A 26,622-nucleotide genomic window follows, 5' to 3' on the forward strand; every position below is an offset into this window, starting at 1 on the left:
CCCAGTCAACAGGCTGATGCCCTGAATTCGTAATGTAATTCAATAGGTTAAAAATTAGGTATTATGTTACCCCATCTAACTCACCTCGGTGGGATTGAATATGTCAAACCCGCCCGTGCTACGGGTTTTTGATCGCCTTCGCTGTAGATCAGCGTATCCCCGACCGCCAAAACCTTGCCCAGCTTCAAAATACGTGTCTCAGAAATCAGATCGCAATTCGCAACAGGCTTACGCATGAAATCAATGCTGCAATTGGTGGTCACAGCAAGGTCCACGGGCCCAATACGCGCCAGAATGGCAAGATAGACGGAGACATCCGCTAACTCAAACATCGTCGGGCCTGACACCGTTCCACCTGGGCGAAGGTGCTGGTTCGACACCCGCAAACGGACCACGAGTTTCTCGTCATCTACCGCCACCACCTCAAATACGTCTGCGACTTGGTCAAAGTCGCTTCGCAGAAAGGCTTCCAATGCCGCAGCGTCCATTTTAAGTGTCATGGTAATCCTCGCGTTTGACGCAGATGACATGAAAGGCTTAAGCATGACAATCCTTCAAAGAGACGACATTGGCTTCGTTACACGGCTGACGCTGACCGCTCCGGAGCGGTTGAACGCCTTGTCTGATGAAATGCTGGCAGAGCTGACGGGGATGCTGGATGCCATTGCGGAGGATTCGTCAGTAAAAGCGGTCATCATCGCAGGCGCAGGCAAAGCGTTCTGTGCGGGTCACGATCTGAAACAGATGCAAGCCAAGCGCGCGGCTGACGATGGCGGCGCGGCAGCACTAAAAGACCTCTTCGACCGCTGCGCTGTCATGATGGGGAAAATTCAGGCCCTGCCCCAACCTGTCATCGCACAGGTTCACGGCATTGCGGCGGCAGCAGGCTGTCAGCTTGTGGCCACCTGTGACCTCGCCGTTGCAGCGGAAGGCACGCGGTTCGGCGTCAATGGCGTCAACATCGGCCTCTTTTGTTCCACTCCCATGGTCGCTCTCACCCGCAACATCGGGCGCAAAATGGCATTTGAAATGCTGACAACGGGCCGGTTCATCGAGGCGGAGGAAGCTCAGAGCTTGGGCCTCATCAATCGCGCGGTTCCAGCGGAGGAATTGGCCGACGCCACCCTCGAACTGGCGGAAACCATCGCGGGCAAGCTTGGAAGCGCGGTGCGGCACGGCAAAGGTGCATTCTACGCGCAGGCGGAAATGTCGACAAAAGAGGCCTATTACTTTGCAGGCGAGGTGATGGTCCGCAACATGATCGACGCTGACACCAACGAGGGCATAAACGCCTTCTTGGAAAAGCGTGATCCCAATTGGGACTAGAGCCCGTAAATGTCGGAAAACTTCGCTTCGAGATAATCGAGCAGTGGCTCGACCGTCGGTGCTTGGCCGGATGCTTGGGTGATGAGCTCAACAGGCTTCATCAATGCCCCGTGCTGTTGCACTTTCTCACGCAGCCAGTTGGTTGCGGGCGAGGTATCACCTTCCGCCAAAGCAGCATCCAACCCTGGTGCATCCTGCCGCATATTGGCATTTAGGCACCCGGCATAGACATTGCCCAAGCTATAGGTCGGGAAATAGCCAAACAGCCCTTCGGACCAATGCACATCCTGCAAAACGCCGTTTGACGGTTCATCGACCGCGTAACCGAAGTCCGACAAGAACCTGTCGTTCCAAGCCGCTTCCAGATCATTAACCGCAAGGTCGCCAGACACCAGCGCCCGCTCAAGATCGAACCGCAGCATCACGTGCAGGTTATACTGCACCTCATCGGCCTCCGTACGGATATAACCATCCGCCACGCGGTTGACGCAGGCATAGAACGCCTGCGGCCCGTCGATGCCAAAATCACCGAACTGATCGCGCATTTGCGCATAAAGCCAGCCGGTGAAAGCACGACTGCGTCCAATCTGGTTCTCGTAAATGCGGCTTTGGCTTTCGTGGACGCCCATCGACACACCTCCGCCCAAGGGCGTCAGCAGATAGGCTTGATCGATGTTCTGTTCGTAACAAGCGTGCCCTACCTCATGCACGGTTGAGTAGAAGCAGTTGAACGGATCGTCCAAACTGGTGCGTGTCGTGATGCGCGCGTCCAGACCGGACCCGCTGGAGAACGGATGCACCGCCTTATCAATCCGTCCCTTCTCAAGGTCATATCCAAAGGTCAGCGCTAGTTTGGTGGACAAAGCCAATTGCCCCGCTTCATCAAACTCCTGCGACAGCTCGGGCGGCGCAGGGCGATCGAGCACAGCCGCCCGCAAAGCCACAAGCCGCGGCCGCAGCGCGTCAAAGAGCGCAGAAATTTCAGCCTCCGTCGTGTCCGGCTCATAGGTATCGATCAGCGCATCATAAGCCTTGCCGCCCTGTCTGACAGCCGCGGCTTCCTGTCGGCGCAGGTTCAAAACCTCGGTGAGCATTGGCAGGAAGGCAGCGACATCATTGTCATCCCGCGCCTGCGCCCAAACGCGATGGGCCAGCGATGTGACCTTGGCAAGGGCCGCCGCCAGATCGGCAGGCAGTTTCACCGCCCGCTCATAATCACGACGGATTTGGTAAAGGCTTGCGGCACTCACATCATCAGTCGCGGTTGAGGCGTCCAACCATTCGCCCACACGCGGGTCGGTCCGGCGCGCGTGCAGCACCTTGGCCATTGCCGCGTGCTCTTCCGCCCGTTGCGGCGTCGCGCCTTCAGGCATCATGGTTTCTTGGTCCCACCCAAGACGCCGGGCAACTTCGGACAGCGCCCGCGTCTCCCGATCAAAGGCGATCAGGTCTTCATAAGCGCCCACCGTTACGCTCCTGCGATCTTTTCAGGGAATGGATGGCGCGTTATGAACTTCGCCCGTAGCACAATCACCCAAAGCACAATCGCCCCGATCTGATGCACAATCGCGATGCTCCACGGTGCGGCATAAAGCACGGTGAAAATGCCCAGCATCATTTGCAGCAGGAAGATCGCCAGAACGGAGTTGAATGAATGTCGGATCGAGGAATTGCCACTGCTCCGCGCCTGCAACCAAACCAAAATACCAAAGGCCAGTAGCACATACCCAATCATCCGGTGGATGAACTGCACCAGCCCTGCGTTCTCAAAGAAGTTGGTCCAGGACGGCTGAAGGTCGAATGCGGTCGTGGGCACAAAGCTTCCGCCCATCAGCGGCCATTCGGCATAGCTGCGACCTGCGTCAATGCCAGCCACCATCGCGCCCCAGATGATTTGTAGGAACGCAATCGCGATCAACACGGTCGCCAGTCGCGCTAGCCGCGCATCTTCACTGCGCCGCGCTTGCATCAAATCCGCTTCTCGCCGACTCAGTTGCAAAATGAACCACGTCAGGAAACCGAAGATCACGAAGGCCAACCCAAGGTGTGTCGCCAAACGATAGGACGCCACATCGAGCATTCCTTCCTCAAGGCCGGACGACACCATCCACCATCCGATGAACCCCTGCAGACCGCCCAAAGCGCCCAGAAGCAACAGTTTGCCCGTCCATCCGGTCGGGATCTGTCGTCGCACCGCGAAATAGACAAAGCCCGCCCCCCAGACGAGGCCGATCACGCGGCCCAATTGACGATGCCCCCATTCCCACCAGTAAATGACCTTGAATTCAGTAAGGCTCATGCCTGCGTTTTGTTCGATGTATTCAGGGATTTGTTTGTATTTCTCAAACTCAGCATCCCATGCTTCCGCTGAGAGTGGCGGCATGGCGCCGGTCACGGGTTTCCATTCGGTGATCGACAATCCGCTGTCTGTCAGGCGCGTCAGACCGCCAACAACGATCATCAAGAAAACAAGCGCGAAAAGCGCAAAGAGCCAGATGCAGATCGCGCCGCGCCCGTCGTTCACACCACGGTCAATCGCACCAGGTGTGGCTACTTGTTTTTCGGTGGTCCCAACCTCTTCAAAGATGGAGCGGGGTTTGTCTGCCATGCCGGTTCTCCTTGCCTTCCACTCAACTTAGTCGCCGCCCGAAGGCGCGACAAGTTCAGCGTCGATTTGGCTCAATCGCCGCGTTCTTTCCATCGGACCATCTGACGCAACACGCCGTGCAACATCTGCACATCAGCGCGGGTCAGCGGCATCCGGCTCCACAGATTGCGCAGGTTGATCTTCATGTTGGCGGCCTTGGCCTCCGGATAGAAGAACCCTGCGTCCTGCATCCGGTTCTCATAGTGATCGGCAAGCTTCTCTATCTCGATCTGCTCCGCCCAGTCGCCCTCCATGCTCACCGTGTGATCCACGACCTCTTCCCGCGCGCGGCGCCACTCGTACCCCATTAGCAAGACGCATTGGGCAAGGTTCAGCGATGGGAACTCTGGGTTCACAGGGACGGTGACAATAGCGTTGGCCTTGGCGATATCGTCATTCTCCATCCCTGCGCGTTCGGGCCCAAAAAGCACCGCCACCTTCTGCCCCGTCTCAATCCGCGCGAACGCATCGCGCATCGCCGCTTCGGGCGAAAACACGGGCTTTGTCAGTTCGCGGGGGCGTGCGGTGGTGGCGTAGACGTAGGTGCAATCGCTGACAGCCTCAGCCGTCGTTTTGCAAATCTGCGCGTCATCCAGCACACGCCCCGCACCAGAAGCCATCGCCACCGCCTTTTGATTGGGCCAGCCATCGCGCGGGCTGCTGATCCGCATTCGGTCGAGGCCGAAATTCAGCATCGCGCGGGCCGCCGCGCCGATATTCTCTCCCATCTGGGGGCGGATCAGGACAAAGATGGGCTTTGGCTGCTCTGATGGCATGGATGGCTCCGAAATTGGTGGCGCAGTGATACATCTGAGACGCTGTCGAAACAAGCGGCGCCTGCCCATAGCCAAAGACAACAAAGAGGTCTAAAAGGTCCACAGTTTGAAGACCTTAGAGCACGCCAATGACCGACGCCCCAGAGCAGCCGCAAATCTATCTGATCACCCCGTCGGAATTTGACTTGTCAAGCTTTCCCGACACGATCTCAAGCTGTCTAGACGCCACACCAGTGGCTTGTGTCCGGCTGGCGCTAGGAACGCGGGATGAGGAAAAGATCGCCCGCGCCGCCGATGCCTTGCGCGAAGTGACCCATGAACGCGACGTGGCACTGGTGATCGACAGCCACGTACAATTGGTGGAGCGGTTGGGCCTTGACGGTGTGCACCTGACGGATGCGTCGCGATCCGTCCTTAAAATGCGCAAAGAACTGGACGACGACGCCATCATCGGCGCTTATTGCGGCCAATCGAGCCACGACGGTATGACCGCCGGCGAATTGGGCGCGGACTATGTGGCGTTTGGCCCCGTCGGTGCGTCCGCGCTGGGTGACGGTGAAACCGCGCCGAAAGACCTCTTCCAATGGTGGAGCCAGATGATCGAAGTGCCTGTCGTGGCAGAGGGCGCATTGACCGACCAACTCATCGCCGATTTCGCCCCGTTCACGGATTTCTTCGGCATCGGGGATGAGATTTGGACGTCGGACAACGCCAAGAGCCGGTTGCTCGATTTCGTGGCGGCTATGTCCTGACGGTCAGCGCTTCGCGCACCTGATCTTCCAACGCCTTCGCCATCACTTTTCGGTCCGCAAAGTTGCTGGCCAGCACAGGTTCGTGAAACACCACTTCGATCTTGCCTTGTTGCGTCGCAGCCAGTGTAGACCAAAGATGCGGTCCAAAATCCATGTTACCCCACCAGCCATAGAACCGCTGATCCTTCCCCTCCGGAGCGTTATAGACTACCGTCACTGCTTGTAGGGCGAGGTCCTTCACCATCTCAGGATCAAGAAAGGCCGCAAAGAGGGTCGGTTTGAACGGAAGCACCTGCAAACCGTCGGTGGACGTACCCTCTGGAAAGAACAACAGCTTATGCCCTGCCGCCAGCCGGTTTTTGAACATGTCAATATGCGCTCGCGCCTGACGCCGATCGCGTTCAATAAACACCGTGCCAGTGGCCCGCGCGAGCCAGCCGATCCCAGGCCATGTCGCGACCTCTGCCTTTGAGACAAAGTAAAGCTGGGTCGCCGCATTCAGCGCAAAGATATCTAGCCAACTGGAATGGTTGGCAACAATCGCACCTTCCTCGGCCAATGGTTGACCTTTGACCTCATACCCAACACCCAACACTCGCAGGCTGTTGCGGCAGACAAAGGTTGTGATCGCGGGCGTCACAGGGCGGTGCAGACCGCAGATCGGATATTCAATTAATCGGATTAACAGCAACAGGAGTAGCCCGCCAAAGACAAAGGGAACAAGGCAAAGCGTGCGCAGCGCCCCGAGCACATAGCCCCAAAACCCCGGCGACGCCCCAGGTGGGACGTCTTTCGAATACCACGTATCCGCCATCAGCCGCGCCCCTTTTGATAGAGCGCCCGCTGCGCCGCGTTCGACTGCGCCACATCTAAAACCATACACACGTCCGTCGTGTTAAACTTTGTGTCGACAAAAGCGCCCTGCCCGATCTTTCCACCCAGCTTGAGGTAGGCTTTGATCAGGCTCGGCATTTGCCGCATAGCGACTTTGCGATCTGTCGCGGTTGCCTCAAACACTGCTGGATATTTGGACACAGGTCGCGAGGCTTCCGGCGCAAGATGTTCCGCATGCAAAAGCGACAAAGCCTGCGCAAAGGCATTCGGATCCGTGCCATGAAAAGACGCCACGCCGAACAGGATGTCAGTCCTCGTTGCAGCAATATGCGCATCCAACGCTTGCCACAGACACACCATCGCCAAACCGCTACGATAGTCAGGGTGCAGACAACCGCGGCTCAACTCCAAAAGCCGGCGCCCCGATGACAGGAGCGGCGTCAGCACATATTCAACCGCACTGCTGAACGCGCCAGCCTCCTTGGCCTGCGTTTGATCCAAAAGCCGATATACGCCGACGACTTGGTCGCCCGCCGCGCGCGCCTCATCAAGAACCATCAGGTGATGTGCAAAAGCGTCAAACCCATCTGCTTCAATCGAAGCGCCCGTCGCTTGCGCCCCTAGCTCATCCACAAACACACGATGCCGCAACGCCTGCACTGCACGGATGTCCGTGTCACCCTGCGCAAATCGCGTTGTTAGTTGAGGTGCTAAAACTGTCATCGGCCGCAACTTTCTTAGGCAGACAGTTCGTTAGGCGTTCCTGTTTGAAACGACAAGCATCAATGTCGAAAATAATTTACACAATCTTGGGTTGCATTACGCTAAGTCTTCGAGTTCTAATGAAATTCGACGGCCAACAATGACCACTTTGCCTTGATTGGGGAAATTCACCGTGATCCGACCACCGACATTCGATTGCACCTGCCCGATGCCCCAATCGGGTTCCGTCGGGTGCCGGACGAGAGAGCCAGGCGTTAGCAAAGAATTGATATCTGTCATCTAAAACCTCATGGACACGAAACAACGACCAAAACCCTTACTGAGCTTGTCAGTTCGCGCAACTGTCATGACCTAATTAATCCGATCGGCGCCATCAGCAATGGTTTGGAGCTTTTGTCCCTTTCCACAGTTGCCCGCCGCAAGGAAATCAATCTCATCGATGCCAGCGTCCGAAACGCCAGCGCGCGCATCAGGTTCTTTTGAATTGCCTATGGATCGGGTCAAACTGGCCAGTCCTGCCAAGCAGCAGAACTCTCTCAAATCCTGTCCGACATCTCCCAATTCGGAAAAATTTCCTATGCGTAGAACAGTGAACCAATCGTAGCCAGGCAAGAGGCGCAAACGCTTTTCTTGTTGCTGCAATGCTTGGAAACGCACCTACCCTTTGGCGGCAGCGTGGTGATCGCACACGCCAATCAGACTTGGACCATCACCGCTGAGGGTGAAAGCGTCACCGACGATCTGACCTTTTGGGAGCAGATTAAACAACAGCAAACCGTCTTGACCCAAGCATCAAACCAAGTGAAGTTCGCGCTTCTGCAATAGGCGCTCAAGGATCAAGAGCGGGTCTTTGATGTCAAAGATGGTAACAATAGACTCACACTGACAATCTAAGCCCGCGTCGTCCCGTCGCCGGTTACAAGGTACTTGAAGCTGGTCAATTGCACAGCACCCACCGGCCCGCGCGCATGGAGCTTACCCGTCGCAATTCCAATCTCAGCCCCCATACCAAACTCACCGCCATCGGCGAACTGGGTAGAGGCGTTGCGCATCAAGATCGCGCTGTCGAGGTTGCGGAAGAAGTGGTCGGCGGTGGTGTCATCCTCCGTCATGATCGCATCCGTGTGATTGGAGCCATGGGTGCGAATATGCGCGATGGCGGCGTCGACACCGTCGACAATCTTTGCCGCGATAATCATGTCGAGGAATTCGAACCCAAAATCCTCTGGCGATGCCGGCACAGTACCTGCGACCTGCGCGTCCCCTTCAGCCCGCACCTCAACACCTGCCTTGATCAAATCGCGGATGACAACATCACCGTCTATGTCCCAGAATCTGCGGTCAATCAGCAGACACTCAGCGGACCCACAAATCCCTGTCCGTCGCGTCTTGGCATTCAGGACAACGGCGCGTGTCTTTGCCAAATCAGCGGCGCCATCGACATAGATGTGACAAATGCCTTCAAGGTGGGCGAACACAGGCACCCGCGCTTCCCGTTGCACCAATCCCACAAGGCCCTTTCCGCCGCGCGGCACGATGACGTCGATATAATCGGTGGCTTGCAGCATATCTTTTACCGCTGCACGGTCGCGCGTGGGCACCAACTGCACCGCTGCCGCAGGCAAACCCGCCGCCTCTAGCCCTTCTACGATGCAGGCATGGATTGCGGTGGAGGAATGAAAACTCTCCGACCCGCCGCGTAGGATCACGGCGTTCCCCGACTTCAAGCAAAGCGCACCCGCATCCGCCGTCACATTCGGGCGGCTTTCATAGATCACGCCGATAACTCCAATCGGGGTCCGCACCCGCTTGATGTGCAGACCAGAGGGCTGGGTCCATTCCTCCGTCACGGCACCAACAGGATCGTCCTGAGCCGCGACATTACGCAACCCGTCAACAATGCCTTGAATGCGGCTCTCATCCAGCATCAAACGGTCCATCATTGCATCGGACAGACTCTTGTTGCGGCCAAACTCCAAGTCTTTGGCGTTTACCTCAATGATCGCAGCACGGTTGGCCCAGACCGCATCGGCCGCCGCATTTAGCGCGGTTGTCTTCGCTTCCGCCGATGCGGTTGCCAGAACCTGCGCCGCTGCCTTCGCTGCAGCGCCCATCGTGTTCATCAGGCCAGGGGGCATGTCTGTCATGTCGTCGTCCTGTCGTTCAAAGCCATATCATCGCGGTGGATGAGCGCGGCGCGGCCTTCGTAACCCAAAACCGCTTCGATTTCATCAGATCGTTTGCCCATGATCTTGGCGGTTTCAGCGGCCGTATATCGGCTGAGCCCGACCCCAAGCTCTCGCCCGTCAGCGCCTAGCATCAAGATCGGATCACCGCGCTCAAATGCGCCATCTGTCGCCGTAATCCCTGCTGGCAATAGGCTTTTGCCCCCCGCCAAGGCCTTTGCAGCGCCTGCGTCCAATGTCACGCTACCCCGCGGCTTCATCATTGTGATCCACTGCTTGCGTGCCGCTTTCGGGGTCATCTTGGCGGTGAACCATGTTGCCTGCGTCCCGTCCTGCAACCGCTCAAGCGGATTGAGCGCCGACCCCAATGTGATCGCCATAGCGCAACCGGCTTCGGTCGCAATCCGCGCGGCAAGGATTTTGGTCTTCATCCCGCCTTTCGACAGGCCCGATCCGGCGTCCCCTGCCATCGCCATCACCGCATCATCAATCACATCGACATTTGCGATATGCTGGGCAGTGGCATCCTCAGCAGGATTTGCTGTGTAGAGCCCATCTACGTCAGACAGCAAAACCAACTGATCCGCGCCAATGGTCGCGGCCACCTGTGCCGCCAGTCGGTCGTTGTCGCCATAGCGGATTTCGTCCGTTGCGATGGTGTCGTTCTCATTCACAATTGGCGTTACGCTAAGGCTCAATAACGTCTCCATCGTCGCGCGGGAGTTGAGGTAGCGGCGGCGGTCGGCGCTGTCTTCCAAGGTCACAAGGATCTGCGCTGTTTTGATCCCGTGCGGTTCCAACGCCTCCTCATAGGCGCGCGCGAGCCGGATTTGTCCAACAGCAGCTGCGGCTTGCGACTGCTCCAACGACAGTTCTGACATTGGCAAGCCCAGCGCCCCGCGCCCCAAAGCGATGGAGCCGGAGGAGACGAGGATCACATCCATCCCACGGGACTTGAACGCCGCGACATCCGCCGCAAGGCTTTTGAGCCAATTGGCCCGCAACGCGCCGCTGTCACGGTCCACCAGCAAGGCGGAGCCGATCTTGACGACCAGTCGTTTGGCGGATGCTAGGGATGCCACGGTCCAGCCTCCCCGTCTCCGTCCTCCAACTGTTTCTGGCGCAGCCGATTGTCGTCAATCTCGGCCCGCAACGCCCTCAATACGTCTACCGTGCCTTCGCCTGATGCGCCGGACATGAGCATCAGTTTCACGCCCGTTTCGCATTCCACCTCGTCCTTCAAAAACGCACGCTCTTCCGCGTCCAGCGCGTCGATCTTGTTTAACACGGTGATGCGCGGCTTCTCCGCCAAGCCACCACCATAGGCCTCAAGCTCTTGAATGATCGTGCGGTAATCACCAACCGGATCGCCGGAAGTGCCGTCGATAAGATGCAGCAACACCGCGCAGCGTTCCACATGGCCCAAAAACAAATCGCCCAAGCCGCGCCCCTCTGACGCGCCATCAATTAGCCCTGGAATATCCGCCACAACAAATTCAACATTATCGACGCCGACTACGCCAAGGTTTGGCACCAGCGTTGTAAACGGATAATCCGCGATCTTCGGACGCGCGTTGGAGGTTGCAGCCAAAAGCGTTGATTTCCCGGCGTTCGGCAAGCCCAAAAGGCCGACATCGGCAATCAGTTTCAACCGCAGCCAGATCGTCCGCTCAATCCCCTCCTGACCGGGGTTGGCGCGACGGGGTGCTTGGTTCGTTGCGGATTTGAAACGCAGGTTTCCCCAGCCGCCGTTGCCGCCTTTTGCGATTACAAAGCGCTGACCCACTTCGGTCAGATCGGCCAGAACCGTCTTTTCATCCTCGTCCAGTATCTCCGTGCCAACAGGAAGGCGCAGAATGATGTCATCACCATTGGCGCCCGTCCGCTGGCTCCCCATCCCGTGCTGGCCGTTTTTGGCGAAAAAGTGCTGCTGATAGCGGAAATCGATGAGCGTGTTCAGCCCCTCAACCGCCTCCGCGCTCACAGAGCCACCATTGCCGCCATCGCCGCCATCCGGCCCGCCGTATTCAATGAACTTTTCGCGCCGGAAAGAAATACACCCAGCCCCGCCGCCGCCGGAGCGGATATAGACTTTAGCAAGATCGAGGAATTTCATGGGCGGTGCTTTCTAGCCTTTGCTTCGCACTAGTCTATTGCGCTTGGCTTCTCAAGGTCTGCCAACGGTCACGGGTTAGCTCATATGAAAGTGTTTCCACATCCTCACCGCGCGCTGGGGAAGGATTAACGCAGGTGCCCATCCGCTCAAAGCCGTTTTTCGTAAGAACTCGAGCGGAAGCTGGATTGTCAATCCAAGTATAGGCTTTGATCAAGTCGGACGTCTTGAACCAAGCTTCGAGTGCACGTTCCACCGCACCTGTCATAAGCCCATGCCCCGCATGATTTGGCGTGTGAATATAGCCCAACGTCCAATCCGTGACGCCAACCGTTCCAATCAACTGATCGTCGCTGCAAATTGCCCAAACAACGCCATTGCATTTGAAGGGCACGCATCTGCCGTGTGTGAATGCGGGTTCGGGCAGCCACGGCCAGCTTCCAAGCTGACGCACGACCTCCCACGCGCTGCAAAGCCGATGGAGATTGTCGAAGTCTGTCTCTCAGTAAGTCACGTTAGCAATGATACGATTCCCAGCCCTCTCGTGTCAGAACGACCCGCTGCAACGTGACAAACTCACCCGTTGCTGCCTGCTCGAAGACGTAGTCTATCACGCGACGGGTGGCGCAGGTCGTGATGCCCTTGCTGCGGTGGTTGGGGTGCAGTCAATAGCCCAAGTTGGGATCAGTGCCGGCTACCCCAAGCATCATGCCACCGTCATCAATTGCCCATATCGGACCGTCCGAGGAAGGCGCGTTTTCTGTAATGAACTCCCGCGCGTGTTTCGCCTCAAACGGCCACGGCACACTGGTCAGCCATTTGGTCACCGACCACTGCGACAGACCCGCGATCGACACATCGACGTCCCCCTCGACCAAAGGCCAAAGGATGAACCCATCGCAGTCTAGAATAGGCGTCACGTTTTGGTTTTCAGAGTATAGGTCCATGTTGGCACCACCGCATTGCGAGCGACGGAGAACGCCTCCGCATCGCCCAAGTAATCAAATCCACAATTCGTCAAAACACGGGCCGATCCCGGATTGTCCTGAAACGCCTCGGCGAAATAATGATCCGCCTGATGTGGATTGGCTGCAATGAGTGTCTTCACGGCTTCGGTGGCGAAACCCACGTTCCAGAACGCTGGTGCGACCCAATAGAACACCTCTGACTGGGCACGGTCCATCCGGCTGAGACTGATGAGCCCCAAAACCTCGGCATGGCCTGAAGCCGTGCCGTCCAACGCCCAAATCTCCTCAGGAACACTAGGATCATTGGCGCGGTTGATCTGCGCCTCAACCGTGCCCGGCGGCAACGGGTGCGGGATGGAGCGTGTGCCACGAGCCAGTTTCTCGTCAGAGGCATACATGCTCACGAGACCTGCATCCGACACTTTGAGCGGGCGCAAAACGAAACGATCAGACTTGATGGTTGTCTGAGGGTTCGCGAAGGTTTCATGCAACATATTAAAGTCCTCCTTTAGAAAGGTGGGGCCCTGCCTCATGGGATTGGGCCAAAAATAAAAAAAGGGGTCGGTTTTCACCGACCCCTCAAAATTTTGTACCTTTTGGGTATCGGCTTATTCAGCGGCCTCCGCCACTGGAAGTACGGAAATGAATGTTCGGCCTTTCAAACCTTTGTGGAACTTCACCTGACCTTCGGCAGTTGCAAAGATTGTGTGATCCTTACCCATGCCAACACCAGCGGCTGGCCACATTTTTGTGCCGCGCTGACGCACGATGATGTTGCCTGGAACGACAACTTCACCACCAAACTTCTTCACGCCAAGACGACGACCGGCTGAGTCGCGTCCGTTACGGGAGCTACCACCTGCTTTTTTATGTGCCATGTGTCTCTCTCCTTAGCCTTTAGCCAATTTCTTGGCTTGCTTGAGCCAATCATCACGCTCGATGCGGCCCTTTAAGTTCAGTTTCTCGTCCATAGCAGCGATGTCGTCTTTCGTCCACGCTGCGATCTGAGCGAATGTTGTCACGCCAAGATCGTTCAACTTCTTGACAATCACTGGCCCAACGCCACTGATTTGTGTCAGGTTGTCTGCTTCAGATGCAGCGGCCTTCTTAGGCGCTGCTTTCTTTGGCGCGGCCTTTTTTGTCTCGGCCTTTGGTGCAGCTTCCTTTTTAGGCGCCGCTTTCTTCGCCGCTGGCTTCTTTGGCGCAACCGCTGCTACCGCAACACCCGCACCAGATACTGCCGCCATTACACCAGACTTGTCTGCGCCCTTTTCGAGGATCTCAGTGATCCGCAGAAGAGTCAGTTGCTGCCGGTGGCCTTTCTTACGTGCGGAAGAGTGCTTCCGGCGACGCTTAACAAAGTTGATTGTCTTTGGGCCTTTAATCTGGTCGATCACTTCAGCCTGAACACCGGCGCCGGATACGAAAGGCGCACCCACAGTGTTGTTGACCAACAAAATGTCGTTGAATTGGACTTTGTCACCAGCAGAAGCTGCCAGCTTTTCGACGCGCAGAACGTCGCCAGATGCGACTTTGTACTGCTTGCCGCCGGTTTTCAGAACCGCGAACATAACTTATTCCTTTAGTTTCCGCGTCGATCAGGCCCCCGATTGGGTGTTTCATTGCCTGCCAACTGCGCGCCTATCGGCGGTAATTTGCAATTGCCTGTCCAAGCGCCTTGAACAGATGCGCGCTTATGTGAGGTTGTCGGATACAAGTCAACCCCTTTTGGAGTATTCCATGCGACCTGCCGCGCCCTTTGTTTTTCTGGCGTTTCTTACCGCCTGTAGCTCGGAGGCAAACCACTTCGGCTGCTGATCTCAGGCACCAGCACAGCCATTGGAAATGCCGCCTATGCGGAGCATCGGGAGCAAATGGAAGTGCTCGTCAAAACACAGCATCACGCGCTCATCACTGACATTGAAAACGGCGGCAGAGCAACACTAACCCGAGCCTTCGATATTTCCGGCGTCCCAGTCAACCACCGCCCTGCCCGCATCACTCAATTGTAAGGGGATCTGGCGCTTTATGACACTAACTTTGAAGCACTGATTGTCGCGTTGATGGTCTACGGCGGCTAAAGCTCCTGCTGCATCATGTAGCGCCCAGTCGCTGCGCCAAGTTCGCTCGAAATCCGCTCCAGCATTTGGTCGTAGGCTTCGAACACGGCGACATTCATCTGCTTACCCGCTGCCGATTTCGAGAAATCTATATAGGTCTGAACCTCTTCATCGCTGAGCGGCTGATATGCCATCATCAGAAAGGAATAGGCCCACTCGCTCGTGCTCATGCGTATCTCCCCCTCTGACGACCAGATATCGGCGAGGATTTGATCCTCTGTAATGTCATCGCCAAATGCGCCGGAACTCATTAAGCCCACCAAGAACGCAAAGTTGGAATTGAGCGTGCCAACGACATTGTTTTCAATAATGTTGTTCGCCTTGATGAACTCTTCAATGAGCAGATAGCGGTCCGTTTCGTCGGACGCCGCAATCACCGCATTCTCATTGGCGATCGCTTCGATCTCGTCATCCATGAAGGCGCGGCGGGCAGAAATCTCCAGCGTCACCGCTTCAGCCCCCACACCGTCGGAAAAGAAGGCCGTCATCGCCTTCACATCTTTGCCATCCAGCGCGTCGGAGAGAGAGTCGCGCAGCTCCGTCTCCATCCGGCCCTTGTCATAAATAACGTTAATCACATCCGGCCATTCCGCAACCGTGCGACCTGGGAAGAAGTCCTCAGCCAGCTCATCACTGTAGTCGACACCTTCCTCGTGCATGATCTCAATCACGTCTGAGAACCGCAGCGCATCAAAAAGCGCGTCTGTCGCTTCCGACGCCAGCGCAGGCGTGGCTGCAAAATTCAAGGCCACTGCGCCAGAAAGTGCCAAAAGGGATTTGTACATAATCAGACCTTTCCTGTTGGCATCATACCTAATCGGTGACGGCCAAATGTCCATCGCACTCACGGCGGGTTGGCTGAAAAATGACCAAGCGTTTCCGCTAGTGCCAGCCCGCCACTAAATCACAAGCCTGACCATTTGCGGAGAGGAGCCGGAGCGGTCGAATGGGGCGGTGAAAGGTTAAAAAATCAAAACTTACCTGCACGGTAACGTGTTTCGCGCGCGGAATCATTGAGCGCCATTTGCAGCGGAAAAATCTGCTCCATGCACTGCTGAAACGGCCTTAGCTCCCGCCCTGAAAATTTCACAAAAATCCCTCTGGACGCCTCAGAATCCCGTTGCTATACGCGCCTAAGGTTTTCCGGCGTAGCTCAGCGGTAGAGCAGTTGACTGTTAATCAATTGGTCGTAGGTTCGATCCCTACCGCCGGAGCCAAATAACCCAACAACTACAGAGATTTAAAGTTACTGGTCGCAAGTGCGCGGTGCTATCGAATTTCTGTGTCCGCACCATGTCCGCAGCGTGAAAGACGTAGCTGTGCAGTCCGGAATCAAACAACGCCATTACGCTTGACTCGGTTGCTGCATCGCGTTCCTCTGCCGTACAACCATGCCTGATGGGCCGGTTATCTACAGTGGTTACTGAGGGACGTGAAGGCACCTCCTGCGTACTGTAGCAGCGCTGAACGGACCTACATCTCGTCGATGAGTTTTTGGACGATAGTAATGTTAAAGTTGTTTAAGTTGGAGTTACGGTTCGCCCTAGAATAACGTGTGGCAACTTTATGTTGAAACAGACACCCAAGTGGAAGAAAGTCCTGCCTCTTGAACTAATGAAAATAGCACAGCTGCGTTATCAGGATGTAATCGGACACAGCCTGCAGATGCTGGTATCCCAAGACGGTCTATTTGATTGGTCCCATGGATAGCAAAATTTCCGTTATAAAAAATGGAGTACGGCATTGGGGCGTTGTTATAGAGACTAGATCTGTGATTGCGAGATAGCCACTTCGCTTGCCAAGTTCCTGTGGGTGTTACCTTGCCAGGTCGAGCAGTTGATACAAGCCATTCGTATAATAGCTGTTCGTCTCTATACACTTTCATCGTTTGTGTAGAAATGCTGACCTCGACAAGAATAGACTCAGCCCGAGTTTCATCGGCCCCCAGTGGACTAGTAAAAGCAAGTGGTTCCCATATACCTATCGCTAGTGCCGCTTTTAGAAAGTTGCGCCTTTTTATTTGAACCATATTTGAATTTCCTGATGAATTAAACATGACGGTAAACTTAATGCGACCTCGCTATTTGAGAGGTATTAAAAGTTATCAAAGTCTTGTTAGTTATCATAGTTTCTTGGAAGTCCCAATAGCCGCCGCTCATCAACTCACTGGTAACCGTGTAGAGTGGGAATACACACAGACCGCAGCATATATTGCATCAAAGATTTCTTCGGTTATGTCGGGGACCCAGCCATCGAGGCCAATTATAACGTTGTCGTTATCGTCGGATTTGTTGCGACAAGACGTCTGACGTTGCCCTTCACAATCCATTTGCCCTTCTCTACGCAGTTCGAAATATTCTGTATTGTCTCCATCCAAACCAGTATCTTCCCCCCAACCTTTCCTCCACTTAATGAACCAATCGTAGCTGTATACGTCCTCTGTTGGCTCATTGAAAAAATAAGTCCAATCATATGAGACCTGAGCAAAGATTGCATTTGCAAGATGCTAAAAGTACTCCAAGCGCCCTAACAATACTTTTACGCATATTAATCCTCCTTAGGTTTCTGTATAAAAAATTATATGGTGAGCTGCGGTTGGCAAGCCCTCACCGTCGTTATTCAGGCCAAGGGCTATGGTCATAGGGCCAGCCTAAGACGTCAGAATGACATAAGCCGTCGCAAGTACGGCAAAGGCTCTGACTGCGATAAAGACCTTGTTGGCTGTCATGGTGTTCTTCTGAGGTCAGTGTCTAATGAAGCAGTTTTGGTAGCCGCTCTTAATGCACTCATTGGCCTAGGGTTGCGTATCGGGTACAGCTTCTTAAAGTAGTCTACTGTTGATACGAACAGGCCATCGTTGATGATAGAATAGACGGGCTTTGGGAAAATGATGGAAGCTATAAATCCAACTGTAAAAAGTACCAAATACAGCATTACAGCAAAGGTTTTTCACTGGAGCTTTGTTGTTTTATTCATATATGGCATTGGCAAGCAGATTGATGACGTAACTCTGCTTGAAGATTTTGCTCTTCTTAGGTTTGAACTCATCTTTGCCATCATATTTGTTTTATTGCTCGCCTGCCGATTTCTTTACATGATCAAAACACAAAATTCCTCCTTACCTGAGGAGACTTCAGCACTTCAAAAACGTGCAGCAAAATTGGTGCATTTGGGAATGTATGTGTCATTCGCCGCCATAGCTATTTCAGGCATCTTAACTGGTGGCATATACTGGATGGGCATGAAAGAGGGTTTGCTCATTGAGGCAATAATAACTGTGCACGAGCTAGCAGTCAAAACAAGCTATGCGCTCATAGGTTTACATATATCGGCGGCGGTCTTCCATAGATTCAAACATGACGGCGTATGGAATTCTATGGTTCCCGTCTGGAAAGAAACAAAAATAAAGTAAAGTGAATAGTTAATGCACGGTAAAAGATTAAGACAGCATGGATGTGTTTTATGGCTGTGAGTTAGCCATGCTTATACCCAACACTACAAGTTGTAGTCCGTCTCACATGTATCACCTGAACAGCACTCAAAGATGTTGGACTTACAAACCACACACTGCTCATCCCCGTGGACGACGACAGTGTTCAAGGGCGACTGACATCTGGGACATCGCTGAATGTATGAATTGGCTGGGTGAAGGGTGTTGTCCATATCAGTCATGGCATGAAATCACATTCTTTGAAGACAGATACACCAAACCCAATGCGGTTGAATGTTTACCTCATCATTCCATACGGCAACTGATACAGGCTTAACCCCCTGTCTGAAAACTGATCCCGTCTACGATTACATTAGATGTGCAACCGCTTGTACTGCAACATCTTGAGCCAATCTGTGGACACCTAGGATTAGCATAAAGGACCGTTGCTTCCTTGCCGTCAGCTGTAATGTCGATGTTATAAATACTGCTCTCATCAAGCGTTATTCTAACAGCACTAAGGTCTTCTCCCTCTGGCACAGGCTCCATCGACTCCTGTTGAGCAGCTACGCATTCGGCTTGGTAGCCGTCCGAGATGAATTGGAGAATGTTTTCTGTTGTCTCAGCAAAGGCATGGGTAACTGAGACGATATAATCGGCCTTAGCGGGTCGTTATATTGAGCACTGTTAACATCGGCCCATCACACAACCTGATACGTGTTATATCCTTTAACGCCACAGCCCCTGCATACTACCCGCTGGCGTACTTCATGAGTGGTTGTTTTAGCAACATTGATGCGATGTTAAGCGGCTGGAGACATTCTTAAAAACCAAACACCTGTAATCAAACAAATAATCCTTTCACATATTGAAAAAACTATTCTGTTGCCCCCTGTGTTCCACCCCTTGGATACATTTTGGGTTACATTTTACTGTTTGTGGTGTTTGAAGTCTAAAATGATGTTGATACACCGAAGTTAGTCCCACAGCGTTAAAGGGCAGCCAAATTGGCTAAGTAATTGAGTAGGATAGGTAAAAGATACTCGTAGGGATAACCTTGGTAAGCTGGTGGGGTTCCTCGTGACGTAAGGAACTAGTGAGAAATGCGTTAGCATTTGGAAGTGATCCCTACCGCCGGAGCCAACTTACCTATCTCTTGATCGGCATCAGTTGATAGGTGGCATCGCGTCCGAGCTTTGGCGTGGACTGCACCAGCTTGCTTTCGTTGAGCGAAATCAGATGGGCGAAGATGTTTCTGGCCGCAGCGGGATGGAGCTCCTTAGGCGTGTCTTTGTAGATCTCAGCCGTCAGATCATCAACAGACTTTGCCCCCAATACCAGCGCTGACAGAATATCCGCCGTGCGGTCCTTTCGATGCTCAATCAGCCAATTGATCCGATCAATCGCAGGTTTCACGGGTGCGCCATGCGCAGGATAAAGCACCTCTGGCCCCCGCGCCTTCAGCGTCTCACAAGAGGCCAGAAAATCATCCAGATCCCCGTCAGGCGGCGAGACGAGCGAGCTGGCCCAGCCCATCACCAAATCACCCGAAAAGATCGCCTTGTCCCAGCGGACGGCGATGTGATTGCCCATGTGACCGGGGGTGTGCATGACCTCAAGAAACCATTCATTACTGGCTAAAACTTCACCGTGGCTCACGATCTGATCGGGCTGAAAGTCCCGATCAATCCCCTCCCCACCGTCCGTCAAACCTTCCGACGCAAGCCGCTGCATCACCGCGCTCCGCCCTACGCGGCAATCGCCATAAGCCAGCACCGGCGCATTCACCTCAGCCCCCAGACGTTTCGCGAGCGGCGTGTGGTCGAGGTGGGCGTGTGTCACGAGAATGAAGTGGACCTTGGCAAAACCCACGGCGCCAAGGATCGTCTTCAGATGCGCGTCACTGTCTGGACCCGGATCAATGATGATTAGCTTTTCTTGCCCAATTAGGTAGGTGTTTGTGCCCCAAAACGTCATTGGTGACGGATTGGGCGCCAGGATGCGCCGCAGACCGTGGGCTAAGACATCGACCTTACCCGGGGTTGGGGAATTACCTGAGGATGTCATTGGTCTTTCCGTCTGCCGTCGTCGCCGTTAGGTAGATGGTATGTTCTTTAGGTGGCTCAAACAATACATGCCGCGCGGCCTTTACCTCAGGGCCGCGTTTATTCTGTTGTTGCCTGTCTTAACGATTCAGTTGCTTGTCTCTGTCGTCTTCATTCAAAGACATTTTGAAGGCGTCACAAAGCAGATGACGCAGACCGTGAGTATTGAGCTTCGGTTTCTGGCAGACACGGCGAATGACGCCGCGCATTTGGATGCCGCACAATTGGCCGTCGCCGCCGTCGCGCAACCGCTGGCGTTGATGACTGATTGGCTGGAGGCGGCGCCTGAAGATGTCGACGACAAGCCACTGACAGACTTCACCGGAAATACGGTTCGGTCCTATCTGCGCCAAAGCGTGCCCGCGCTCGAGGCGGTCTCCCTCGCCGATCGTCGACAGGTGACGGTTTGGATCGGCACAGATCACGGCCCGATGGAGGTGACGTTCAGGCGCAGCCGCGTATCCGCCTCCAACCCGCATCAGTTGCTTGTGATTATGGTGGTCCTTGGTGCCGTGATGACGGCGATTTCCTATTTCTTTCTCAGAAACCAACTCAGGCCAATCAAACGGATGGCCAATGCGGCACAAGCCTTCGGGAAAGGTCAGATCGTTGATTATCTTCCAGCAGGTGCGACGGAGGTTCGCGCCGCGGGAGCGGCCTTCCTCGACATGCGGAACAGGATTGAGCGGCAGACTCAGAACCGAACGTTGATGTTGTCGGGCGTCAGCCACGATCTGCGGACACCGCTGACCCGACTTCGGTTAGGCCTGTCAATGCTTGACGATGAAGAGGCGAAACCCCTCATTGCGGATGTGGATGAGATGCAGCATTTGGTGGACGGCTTTCTTGATTTCGCACGCGATACTGCGTCGGACCAACTGGAACGGGTCGATCCACAGACAATTGTCGAAGCGGTCGTGCAGAAGGCGCAACGCGCTGGCCACGCAGTCACATTGAGAGATACCGATGGGTGCTCCGAGCCGATCAAGCTGCGCGTGTCCGCTTTGAACCGTGCTTTGGACAATTTGTGTAGTAATGCTGTCCGCTATGGATCGAAAGCAGAGGTCAGTGTGCACGTCACACCCAAATCCGTGAGGTTCACCGTGCAAGATGATGGTCCCGGCATTCCGGCTGATTTTCGGGATGCGGCATTGCGGCCGTTTGAGCGGCTTGATCCATCCCGCAATCAGGACCGCGGGTCCGGCGTCGGGCTTGGACTGTCGATCGTCAACGATATCGCGCGGTCCCATGGCGGCGTGCTGCGACTTGGGGACAGTGACACCCTCGGCGGTTTGAAGGCAGAAATCGTGTTGCCGCGCTAGTCGGCAAACAGCGCGTCAGTCAATTGGGCCGATGCTTCCTTCAAAGTCGGAAGCTGCGATTTGGCATAGTCGATAGAAATGCGCTGTGTGGGCCCATGAAACGAGATCGCACCCACAAATTTCCCAGCTGGATTATAGAATGGGACCGCAATCGCAACCATGCCCGGGAACAGTTCTTCTTGATCGAGTGCGAAGCCTTGCTTTTCAACCTCACCTACTTCTTTCAACAGCGCTTCGGGTGTGCTGAGGGTCCGGTCCGTCTCGACCGTTAGATCGAGCGAAGACACCAAAGTCTTGCGACGTGTGGGTGACAGGCTCGCCAAAAAGGTTTTGCCGCTGGCCGTACAATGGAATGGCACGCGACTGCCGACCGGCAGCTGGATACGAAACGGCCAATCGGTTTCAACGCGGTCAATGTAGCTCATGCCATCGTGTTCCGGCACCGCAAGGTTGACCGTTTCCCCGACTGCGCGTGCGACCCGTTCCAGAATTTGGTGACGTACTATGTGCAATCTGGAATGTGTCAGCAGACCGGTGCCCAACTCACGCAGACGACGGGCAGCGTGGTATTTCATCGACTGGCCGAGCCGTGTGATGAACCCCTCCTCCTCCAGCGTTGCGCAGAGGCGGTGAATGGATTGTTTGGGCAGGCCCAAGGAGGCGTTGATCTCCGTCGCGGTCATAGATCGCTCGCTCCGCCCCAGCACCTCTAGGATCAACAAACATCTGAGGTTTGTCGGGATACGGTCAGTTTCTGTTTCAGTTGGCATCATCTGGACTCAAAGAAATCGGTTGCAAAACCTATCAAACTCAATACGTTGCATAACAGATACTATATGAGATAAAAAGTCTCATTTTTTAATACCTGGGAGGAGCGATTGGAGTTCGACTTCATCGTTGTAGGTGCTGGTTCCGCTGGATGCGCTCTTGCGAGCCGCCTGTCGGAGGACGGTCGCTTTCAAGTTGCTCTGTTGGAAGCTGGACCAAAAGACACCAATCCTTGGATTCATGTGCCTGTTGGCTATTTCCGCACGATGGGAAATCCGCGTAGCGATTGGCGCTACAAGACCGAGGAAGATCCGGGCATCGCATGTCGTTCCATCAACTGGCCGCGCGGTCGAGTGCTTGGTGGCTCAAGTTCCATCAATGGGCTGCTTTATGTGCGCGGTCAGGCGGAGGACTATGACGGCTGGGCGCAAATGGGCTGCACTGGTTGGAATTGGGAGAACGTGCTGCCCTACTTCAAACGGTCCGAATCGTGGGAAGGCGGTGATCCAGACAGTTTGCGTGGCAAGAACGGCCCACTGTCGGTTCAGAACTCCCGACTGACCCGCGATGTGGTCGACCGCTGGATTGATGCAGCAGAGCAAGCTGGATATAAGCGCAACTCAGATTACAACGGCCCTAATCAAGAGGGCGTTGGGCATTTTCAGCTGACCATGAAGGGTGGACGCCGGTGTTCTTCCGCGGTGGCCTATCTGCACCCGGCCAAGAACCGCAAGAACCTGACGGTGATCCCCAACACGCAGACCGAAAAGCTGTTGTTTGAGGGCGAGCGGGTTGTCGGCGTTCAGGCCGAACAGAATAACCAGATTGTTCAGTTCAAAGCACGGTGCGAAGTCATTTTGTCAGCAGGGGCAATAGGTTCACCGCAAATCCTCATGTTGTCAGGTCTGGGCGATCCGGACCAATTGTCAAAACACGGGATCGAGACGCGCGCCGCTGTCAAAGGCGTGGGGCGCAATCTGCAGGACCACCTGCAAGCGCGCCCAATCTTCAAAACCGACCTCTCGACAATCAACATCGAGACCAACAATTACTTCAAACAAGCGATCATCGGTTTGAAGTATATTTTAACCCAAAAAGGCGCTATGACCATGGCCGCAAGCCTTGGCACTGGGTTCTTGAAAACAGATGAACGGCTGGCGACACCAGACATTCAATTCCATATCCAACCGTTTAGCGCAGACAGCCCTGCAGAGGGTGCGCACAAATTTTCAGCGTTCACTGCCTCTGTCCTGCAACTGCGGCCCGAAAGCGCAGGACACCTTGAATTGCAGTCCGCGAACTTCAAGGATCACCCAAAAATTCACCCCAATTACCTGGCCACGAAAACCGACTGTGACACCATCGTCAAAGGCATTCAGGTGGCTCGGAAAATCGCAACTTATGAACCACTTAAGTCACATATTTCAGAAGAACATGCGCCGGGTGCGGACGTCGCTTTTGAAGATTATGAGGGGACATTGGATTGGGCGCGCAGGACGTCTGTCACGATCTACCACCCGACTGGCACCTGCAAAATGGGGGTTGATCCAGACGCAGTTGTTGATCCACGGTTGCGAGTTAAAGGGACAAAAGGACTGCGTGTAGCTGACGCGTCCATCATGCCAATCATCGTGAGCGGCAACACTAATGCGCCAGCTATCATGATTGGCGAGAAAGCCAGCGATATGATCTTGGAGGATGCGAGAGCATGATCATGTCAGCGGCCAATTTCGGAGAAGTTACCAACGCCGTGGGGTGACACCACCCCATTGCATACCGGGACCCAAACCATGCCCTCGAATTGGGACCCGAAAAGAGAAACAAGAGGGTGAAGGATAAGGGAGGTTATCCATGTTTAAACTTAAGACAATCACTGCGGGTGTTGCAGCACTGGCGATCACGGCGACGTCCGCGATGGCCGAGAAGGTTCTGCGCATTCAGTCTGTGCTTCCAAACACAGCTGACGAAGTCTTCATGCTGAATGCATTCGGCGATGACGTTGCAGCTTTGACTGGTGGCTCTTTAACCGTTGAAGTCCTGCCTGCAGGCGCGATCGTCGGCCCACGCGACATTCTTGACGCGGTCGACGCTGGCCTTGTTGAAGGTGGCTTTGCTTGGACTCACTACTGGGGTGGTAAGCACGTTGCTGCAAACCTCTTCGGCGCGCCTGTTGCGGGTGCTGGTGTTGGCCTTGACAACATCGCATTCTTGTCATGGTTCCAGTACGGCGGCGGTAAAGAACTGTATGACCGTCTGTGGGATGAGATGGGCGTGAACGTCAAAGGCTTCATGCTGCAGCCAGTTGGTCCAGAAGCGCTCGGCTGGTTCCCAGAGCCAATCGAATCCATGGACGACTTCCGTCAGATGCGTTTCCGCGCGCCTCCAGGCATGGTTGGTGCAGCTTATGCTGACATCGGTGTTCCTGCTGTTGCTATGGGCGGCGGTGACATTCTGCCAGCTCTGGAAAAAGGAACAATTGACGCGGCTGAATGGTGCTGCCCGAAGCCTGACTCCGTATTCGGTTTCCAGAAAGTTCTGAAGCACTACTACCTACAGGGTCTGCACCAGGTCACAGTGAACGCCGACATGTATGTCAACGGTGACTTCTATGACAGTCTGACAGATCAGGAAAAGATGGCGCTGGAAGTTGCTGCAAACGCATCTCTGTCTAAGTCCATGTCTTACCGTATCTTCGAAAACGGTAAGGCTCTGAAAGACCTGACAGAGAACCATGGCGTTATCCTGGAAGACACACCAGCAGACTACTTCACAGAGTACTCAGCGGCTGCGTCCAACGCTTTGCAAGCTGCTGCAGATGAGAACGAGTTCTTCGCAGAAGTCTGGGCGTCTCAGCGTGCATTCGCTGAAATTGCGGTTCCATTCTGGTCCGGTGCACAAACATCGAATGCGAGCCTTGGCCGCGCATTCGCAGACACACTCAAGTAAGTGTTCTGATCGCGGGGCCTTTCGGGGCCCCGCACTTCATTTTTGATAAGGGCAGACACCTTTTTCAAAAATGAAGGTCCCGCGAAGGGTGCCGCACAATAAGGGAGAATGGGGATGGCCGCTGATGAGGTAAACCCGGATGAGCTCGAAATCGCTGACGAGCTGATCGCAGAACGACGCGCCGAAGCCCCAGGCAAAACGCCCGAAGATATGACGGCGTGGCAGCGCCCAATTACCGCAGTCATCGATCTTCTTAACTACCGGGCCGGCCAACTGATTGCCTTACTGATGGTGCCATTGATCGCGGTGGTAGTTTGGGAGGTCTTCTCTCGAAATTCATTCATCATTCTGCAAAACGCGGGCTACGAGGACTTTGCCCGCAGCATCGGTCTTGGTCCCACATTGCAAGCTTACGATTTGAGCCGAATGACCGCTGGTGTCCTTTGGATGGCTGGTGCCGGTTATGGCCTGATGCGTGGCGTCCATATCCGCGCCGATTTCCTTTACCGAAATTGGAGCGACAAGACCCAAGCAACTGTTGATGCCATCGCTTACTTGTTGTTCTTCATACCCTCGATGACCTTCTTCACCGTGGTATCGGCGCAATACTGGTTGCTGGCTTACGAAACGGGTGAACGTCTGGCTTTGGACAGTGCTTGGCAGCCAATCCTTTGGCCAGCCCGCCTTGCCATGCCGATTGGCGGTGCATTGCTTTTGCTACAAGGTTTGCCTGAAGTTTTTCGTGCCTTCCACAAAATGGGCAAAGAGCGCGAGAGTGTATTTGTGCGGCTGCTTCCTGTCTACATCATCGCTTTGTTGTGGCTGGTGCTTGCGATCTTTTCTCCTGACATCGTGCCCGGTGGCGGCTGGTTCACAGATCTGATGTCCGCACGTCCAGAGCTGTCAAAACCTATCATTGGCTTAATCATGCTTGGAGCGATGCTCTTCGTGATTTTCATCGGTTTCCCGATTTCTTTCACGCTGATCTTTTTGGCCTTCGTCTTTGGTATCTGGGGGGCAAACTTCAAGCTGACCACCCTACTTATGACTTTGAACACAAACTCCACCATGCTGAATGATCAGCTGATGGCGGTGCCACTTTTTGTTCTGATGGGCATCGTGATGGAATCCGCAGGCCTGATGGAGCGGCTTTTCTCCTCCATCCAGATGATAATGGCTCGCGTGCGCGGATCGCTCTTTATTGCAGTCTTGATCGTATCTACGATTTTTGCTGCGGCTACGGGCATCGTGGGCGCGTCGGTGACGCTCTTGGGCATCATGGCTGGCGCGACAATGAGCCGGTCCGGATACAACGTGAAGCTTGCGGCTGGTTGTATTACTGCGGGTGGTACACTAGGCATTCTCATCCCGCCGTCGATTATGTTGATCGTTATGGGACCAGTGCTAGAGGTGTCCACGCTCGACCTGTTCCGAGGTGCATTCATCCCCGGTGCGTTGCTGGCGTCCCTATACCTGATTTATACACTGGGTCGTTGCTGGTTGGACCCAAGCCTGGGTCCGATCTTAGGCGAGGAAGATCAACCCGACACCTCAAGGTTCTATGGGGCTGAGGTGGCCTTGGTTTGCCTCGGTATTCTGACCCTGT

General features: G+C 54.7%; 26 protein-coding genes, 1 tRNA gene and 1 pseudogene. 9 read left to right on the plus strand and 19 right to left on the minus strand.

All coding sequences use genetic code 11. The features are described 5' to 3' along the window. Positions 1-80: 80 nt before the first annotated feature. Entirely contained in the window at positions 81-500 is a 420-nt protein-coding gene (locus tag ACTF5F_RS10810) for a PaaI family thioesterase (protein ID WP_438956881.1), read from the minus strand. 43 nt (positions 501-543) lie between these two features. On the opposite strand from ACTF5F_RS10810, the gene ACTF5F_RS10815 reads away from it, so the two are divergent. Then, positions 544-1,326, plus strand: coding sequence for an enoyl-CoA hydratase (locus ACTF5F_RS10815; protein WP_438956882.1), 783 nt, complete (start codon positions 544-546; stop codon positions 1,324-1,326). On the opposite strand, the gene ACTF5F_RS10820 is transcribed toward ACTF5F_RS10815, so the two are convergent. The 3 genes from ACTF5F_RS10820 to ACTF5F_RS10830 all read right to left on the minus strand — a co-directional run bounded on the left by ACTF5F_RS10820 (position 1,323) and on the right by ACTF5F_RS10830 (position 4,749). Further along, positions 1,323-2,792, minus strand: coding sequence for a carboxypeptidase M32 (locus ACTF5F_RS10820; RefSeq protein ID WP_438956883.1), 1,470 nt, complete (start codon positions 2,790-2,792; stop codon positions 1,323-1,325). The genes ACTF5F_RS10815 and ACTF5F_RS10820 overlap by 4 nt on opposite strands. A gap of 2 nt (positions 2,793-2,794) precedes the next feature. Next, on the minus strand, positions 2,795-3,934 hold the full coding sequence (gene ctaA, locus ACTF5F_RS10825; RefSeq protein WP_438956884.1) for a heme A synthase: 1,140 nt from the start codon (positions 3,932-3,934) through the stop codon (positions 2,795-2,797). Between the two features lie 71 nt (positions 3,935-4,005). Then, positions 4,006-4,749, minus strand: coding sequence for an RNA methyltransferase (locus ACTF5F_RS10830; RefSeq protein WP_438956885.1), 744 nt, complete (start codon positions 4,747-4,749; stop codon positions 4,006-4,008). A gap of 128 nt (positions 4,750-4,877) precedes the next feature. Between ACTF5F_RS10830 and ACTF5F_RS10835 the strand changes: the two genes are divergently transcribed. Further along, entirely contained in the window at positions 4,878-5,501 is a 624-nt protein-coding gene (locus ACTF5F_RS10835; RefSeq protein WP_438956886.1) for a thiamine phosphate synthase, read from the plus strand. On the opposite strand, the gene ACTF5F_RS10840 is transcribed toward ACTF5F_RS10835, so the two are convergent. From ACTF5F_RS10840 to ACTF5F_RS10850, 3 genes are all read right to left on the minus strand, one after another. Beyond that, positions 5,491-6,315, minus strand: a complete 825-nt coding sequence (locus tag ACTF5F_RS10840; protein ID WP_438956887.1) for a lysophospholipid acyltransferase family protein — start codon at positions 6,313-6,315, stop codon at positions 5,491-5,493. The genes ACTF5F_RS10835 and ACTF5F_RS10840 overlap by 11 nt on opposite strands. Next, positions 6,315-7,058: a GNAT family N-acetyltransferase gene (locus ACTF5F_RS10845; protein WP_438956888.1), complete on the minus strand. Its 744-nt coding sequence runs from the start codon at positions 7,056-7,058 to the stop codon at positions 6,315-6,317. The genes ACTF5F_RS10840 and ACTF5F_RS10845 overlap by 1 nt, the downstream gene beginning before the upstream one ends. Positions 7,059-7,154: 96 nt before the next feature. Continuing rightward, positions 7,155-7,337, minus strand: a complete 183-nt coding sequence (locus ACTF5F_RS10850) for a DUF3553 domain-containing protein (protein WP_438956889.1) — start codon at positions 7,335-7,337, stop codon at positions 7,155-7,157. Between the two features lie 318 nt (positions 7,338-7,655). On the opposite strand from ACTF5F_RS10850, the gene ACTF5F_RS10855 reads away from it, so the two are divergent. Beyond that, the gene (locus ACTF5F_RS10855; RefSeq protein WP_438956908.1) at positions 7,656-7,883 is read left to right on the plus strand and encodes a histidine phosphotransferase family protein; all 228 of its coding nucleotides are present in this window, start codon (positions 7,656-7,658) and stop codon (positions 7,881-7,883) included. A 65-nt stretch (positions 7,884-7,948) separates the two neighbouring features. On the opposite strand, the gene ACTF5F_RS10860 is transcribed toward ACTF5F_RS10855, so the two are convergent. From ACTF5F_RS10860 to ACTF5F_RS10900, 9 genes and pseudogenes are all read right to left on the minus strand, one after another. Then, complete coding sequence (locus ACTF5F_RS10860) at positions 7,949-9,205, minus strand: glutamate-5-semialdehyde dehydrogenase (protein WP_438956890.1); 1,257 nt, start codon at positions 9,203-9,205, stop codon at positions 7,949-7,951. Beyond that, entirely contained in the window at positions 9,202-10,326 is a 1,125-nt protein-coding gene (proB, locus tag ACTF5F_RS10865; RefSeq protein WP_438956891.1) for a glutamate 5-kinase, read from the minus strand. The genes ACTF5F_RS10860 and proB overlap by 4 nt, the downstream gene beginning before the upstream one ends. Further along, positions 10,314-11,360 carry a GTPase ObgE gene (obgE, locus tag ACTF5F_RS10870; RefSeq protein WP_438956892.1) on the minus strand — a complete coding sequence of 349 codons (1,047 nt, stop codon included), beginning with the start codon at positions 11,358-11,360 and terminating at the stop codon, positions 10,314-10,316. The genes proB and obgE overlap by 13 nt, the downstream gene beginning before the upstream one ends. A 34-nt stretch (positions 11,361-11,394) precedes the next feature. Continuing rightward, positions 11,395-11,844 (minus strand): annotated as a pseudogene (locus ACTF5F_RS10875) (GNAT family N-acetyltransferase); the annotation flags it as partial. Positions 11,845-12,022: 178 nt separating this feature from the next. Then, a complete protein-coding gene (locus tag ACTF5F_RS10880) occupies positions 12,023-12,304 on the minus strand; it encodes a hypothetical protein (RefSeq protein ID WP_438956893.1) in 282 nt (93 codons plus the stop codon). Next, positions 12,274-12,819, minus strand: coding sequence for a GNAT family N-acetyltransferase (locus ACTF5F_RS10885; RefSeq protein ID WP_438956894.1), 546 nt, complete (start codon positions 12,817-12,819; stop codon positions 12,274-12,276). The genes ACTF5F_RS10880 and ACTF5F_RS10885 overlap by 31 nt, the downstream gene beginning before the upstream one ends. Before the next feature lie 114 nt (positions 12,820-12,933). Beyond that, the gene (gene rpmA / locus ACTF5F_RS10890) at positions 12,934-13,203 is read right to left on the minus strand and encodes a 50S ribosomal protein L27 (RefSeq protein WP_438956895.1); all 270 of its coding nucleotides are present in this window, start codon (positions 13,201-13,203) and stop codon (positions 12,934-12,936) included. 12 nt (positions 13,204-13,215) lie between these two features. Further along, a complete protein-coding gene (locus ACTF5F_RS10895; RefSeq protein ID WP_438956896.1) occupies positions 13,216-13,896 on the minus strand; it encodes a 50S ribosomal protein L21 in 681 nt (226 codons plus the stop codon). Positions 13,897-14,402: 506 nt separating this feature from the next. Beyond that, positions 14,403-15,230, minus strand: coding sequence for a DUF2059 domain-containing protein (locus tag ACTF5F_RS10900; protein WP_438956897.1), 828 nt, complete (start codon positions 15,228-15,230; stop codon positions 14,403-14,405). Between the two features lie 357 nt (positions 15,231-15,587). Between ACTF5F_RS10900 and ACTF5F_RS10905 the strand changes: the two genes are divergently transcribed. Further along, positions 15,588-15,662: transfer RNA gene (locus ACTF5F_RS10905), tRNA-Asn, on the plus strand. Between the two features lie 347 nt (positions 15,663-16,009). Here ACTF5F_RS10905 and ACTF5F_RS10910 read toward each other — a convergent pair. Further along, complete coding sequence (locus tag ACTF5F_RS10910; RefSeq protein WP_438956898.1) at positions 16,010-16,501, minus strand: L,D-transpeptidase; 492 nt, start codon at positions 16,499-16,501, stop codon at positions 16,010-16,012. An 831-nt stretch (positions 16,502-17,332) separates the two neighbouring features. On the opposite strand from ACTF5F_RS10910, the gene ACTF5F_RS10915 reads away from it, so the two are divergent. After that, positions 17,333-17,857: a cytochrome b gene (locus ACTF5F_RS10915; protein ID WP_438956899.1), complete on the plus strand. Its 525-nt coding sequence runs from the start codon at positions 17,333-17,335 to the stop codon at positions 17,855-17,857. 1,167 nt (positions 17,858-19,024) lie between these two features. On the opposite strand, the gene ACTF5F_RS10920 is transcribed toward ACTF5F_RS10915, so the two are convergent. Further along, on the minus strand, positions 19,025-19,942 hold the full coding sequence (locus ACTF5F_RS10920) for an MBL fold metallo-hydrolase (RefSeq protein ID WP_438956900.1): 918 nt from the start codon (positions 19,940-19,942) through the stop codon (positions 19,025-19,027). A 40-nt stretch (positions 19,943-19,982) separates the two neighbouring features. On the opposite strand from ACTF5F_RS10920, the gene ACTF5F_RS10925 reads away from it, so the two are divergent. After that, positions 19,983-21,302 (plus strand): ATP-binding protein, encoded by a 1,320-nt coding sequence (locus ACTF5F_RS10925; RefSeq protein WP_438956901.1) that lies wholly within the window; start codon positions 19,983-19,985, stop codon positions 21,300-21,302. On the opposite strand, the gene ACTF5F_RS10930 is transcribed toward ACTF5F_RS10925, so the two are convergent. Beyond that, positions 21,299-22,075 carry an IclR family transcriptional regulator gene (locus tag ACTF5F_RS10930; RefSeq protein ID WP_438956902.1) on the minus strand — a complete coding sequence of 259 codons (777 nt, stop codon included), beginning with the start codon at positions 22,073-22,075 and terminating at the stop codon, positions 21,299-21,301. The two genes, ACTF5F_RS10925 and ACTF5F_RS10930, sit on opposite strands and share 4 nt — an antisense overlap. Before the next feature lie 105 nt (positions 22,076-22,180). Here ACTF5F_RS10930 and ACTF5F_RS10935 point away from each other — a divergent pair, with 105 nt between their 5' ends. From ACTF5F_RS10935 to ACTF5F_RS10945, 3 genes are all read left to right on the plus strand, one after another. Then, the gene (locus tag ACTF5F_RS10935; protein WP_438956903.1) at positions 22,181-23,782 is read left to right on the plus strand and encodes a GMC family oxidoreductase; all 1,602 of its coding nucleotides are present in this window, start codon (positions 22,181-22,183) and stop codon (positions 23,780-23,782) included. A gap of 139 nt (positions 23,783-23,921) precedes the next feature. Continuing rightward, positions 23,922-25,016, plus strand: a complete 1,095-nt coding sequence (locus tag ACTF5F_RS10940; RefSeq protein WP_438956904.1) for a TRAP transporter substrate-binding protein — start codon at positions 23,922-23,924, stop codon at positions 25,014-25,016. A gap of 114 nt (positions 25,017-25,130) precedes the next feature. Continuing rightward, a partial coding sequence (locus ACTF5F_RS10945) for a TRAP transporter large permease subunit (protein WP_438956905.1) occupies positions 25,131-26,622 on the plus strand: 1,492 nt, incomplete at its 3' end.

Source organism: Cognatiyoonia sp. (assembly GCF_965661665.1).
Classification (GTDB): domain Bacteria; phylum Pseudomonadota; class Alphaproteobacteria; order Rhodobacterales; family Rhodobacteraceae; genus Cognatiyoonia.

Excerpts from the sequence above, each read along its gene's own strand:
- ACTF5F_RS10810 (WP_438956881.1), bottom strand. The coding sequence starts at position 500 with ATGACACTTAAAATGGACGCTGCGGCATTGGAAGCCTTTCTGCGAAGC.
- ACTF5F_RS10815 (WP_438956882.1), top strand. The coding sequence starts at position 544 with ATGACAATCCTTCAAAGAGACGACATTGGCTTCGTTACACGGCTGACG.
- ctaA (WP_438956884.1), bottom strand. The coding sequence starts at position 3,934 with ATGGCAGACAAACCCCGCTCCATCTTTGAAGAGGTTGGGACCACCGAA.
- ACTF5F_RS10830 (WP_438956885.1), bottom strand. The coding sequence starts at position 4,749 with ATGCCATCAGAGCAGCCAAAGCCCATCTTTGTCCTGATCCGCCCCCAG.
- ACTF5F_RS10835 (WP_438956886.1), top strand. The coding sequence starts at position 4,878 with ATGACCGACGCCCCAGAGCAGCCGCAAATCTATCTGATCACCCCGTCG.
- ACTF5F_RS10840 (WP_438956887.1), bottom strand. The coding sequence starts at position 6,315 with ATGGCGGATACGTGGTATTCGAAAGACGTCCCACCTGGGGCGTCGCCG.
- ACTF5F_RS10845 (WP_438956888.1), bottom strand. The coding sequence starts at position 7,058 with ATGACAGTTTTAGCACCTCAACTAACAACGCGATTTGCGCAGGGTGAC.
- ACTF5F_RS10850 (WP_438956889.1), bottom strand. The coding sequence starts at position 7,337 with ATGACAGATATCAATTCTTTGCTAACGCCTGGCTCTCTCGTCCGGCAC.
- ACTF5F_RS10860 (WP_438956890.1), bottom strand. The coding sequence starts at position 9,205 with ATGACAGACATGCCCCCTGGCCTGATGAACACGATGGGCGCTGCAGCG.
- obgE (WP_438956892.1), bottom strand. The coding sequence starts at position 11,360 with ATGAAATTCCTCGATCTTGCTAAAGTCTATATCCGCTCCGGCGGCGGC.
- ACTF5F_RS10880 (WP_438956893.1), bottom strand. The coding sequence starts at position 12,304 with ATGGACCTATACTCTGAAAACCAAAACGTGACGCCTATTCTAGACTGC.
- ACTF5F_RS10885 (WP_438956894.1), bottom strand. The coding sequence starts at position 12,819 with ATGTTGCATGAAACCTTCGCGAACCCTCAGACAACCATCAAGTCTGAT.
- rpmA (WP_438956895.1), bottom strand. The coding sequence starts at position 13,203 with ATGGCACATAAAAAAGCAGGTGGTAGCTCCCGTAACGGACGCGACTCA.
- ACTF5F_RS10895 (WP_438956896.1), bottom strand. The coding sequence starts at position 13,896 with ATGTTCGCGGTTCTGAAAACCGGCGGCAAGCAGTACAAAGTCGCATCT.
- ACTF5F_RS10900 (WP_438956897.1), bottom strand. The coding sequence starts at position 15,230 with ATGTACAAATCCCTTTTGGCACTTTCTGGCGCAGTGGCCTTGAATTTT.
- ACTF5F_RS10910 (WP_438956898.1), bottom strand. The coding sequence starts at position 16,501 with ATGTTTAATTCATCAGGAAATTCAAATATGGTTCAAATAAAAAGGCGC.
- ACTF5F_RS10915 (WP_438956899.1), top strand. The coding sequence starts at position 17,333 with ATGATGGAAGCTATAAATCCAACTGTAAAAAGTACCAAATACAGCATT.
- ACTF5F_RS10920 (WP_438956900.1), bottom strand. The coding sequence starts at position 19,942 with ATGACATCCTCAGGTAATTCCCCAACCCCGGGTAAGGTCGATGTCTTA.
- ACTF5F_RS10925 (WP_438956901.1), top strand. The coding sequence starts at position 19,983 with ATGTTCTTTAGGTGGCTCAAACAATACATGCCGCGCGGCCTTTACCTC.
- ACTF5F_RS10930 (WP_438956902.1), bottom strand. The coding sequence starts at position 22,075 with ATGATGCCAACTGAAACAGAAACTGACCGTATCCCGACAAACCTCAGA.
- ACTF5F_RS10940 (WP_438956904.1), top strand. The coding sequence starts at position 23,922 with ATGTTTAAACTTAAGACAATCACTGCGGGTGTTGCAGCACTGGCGATC.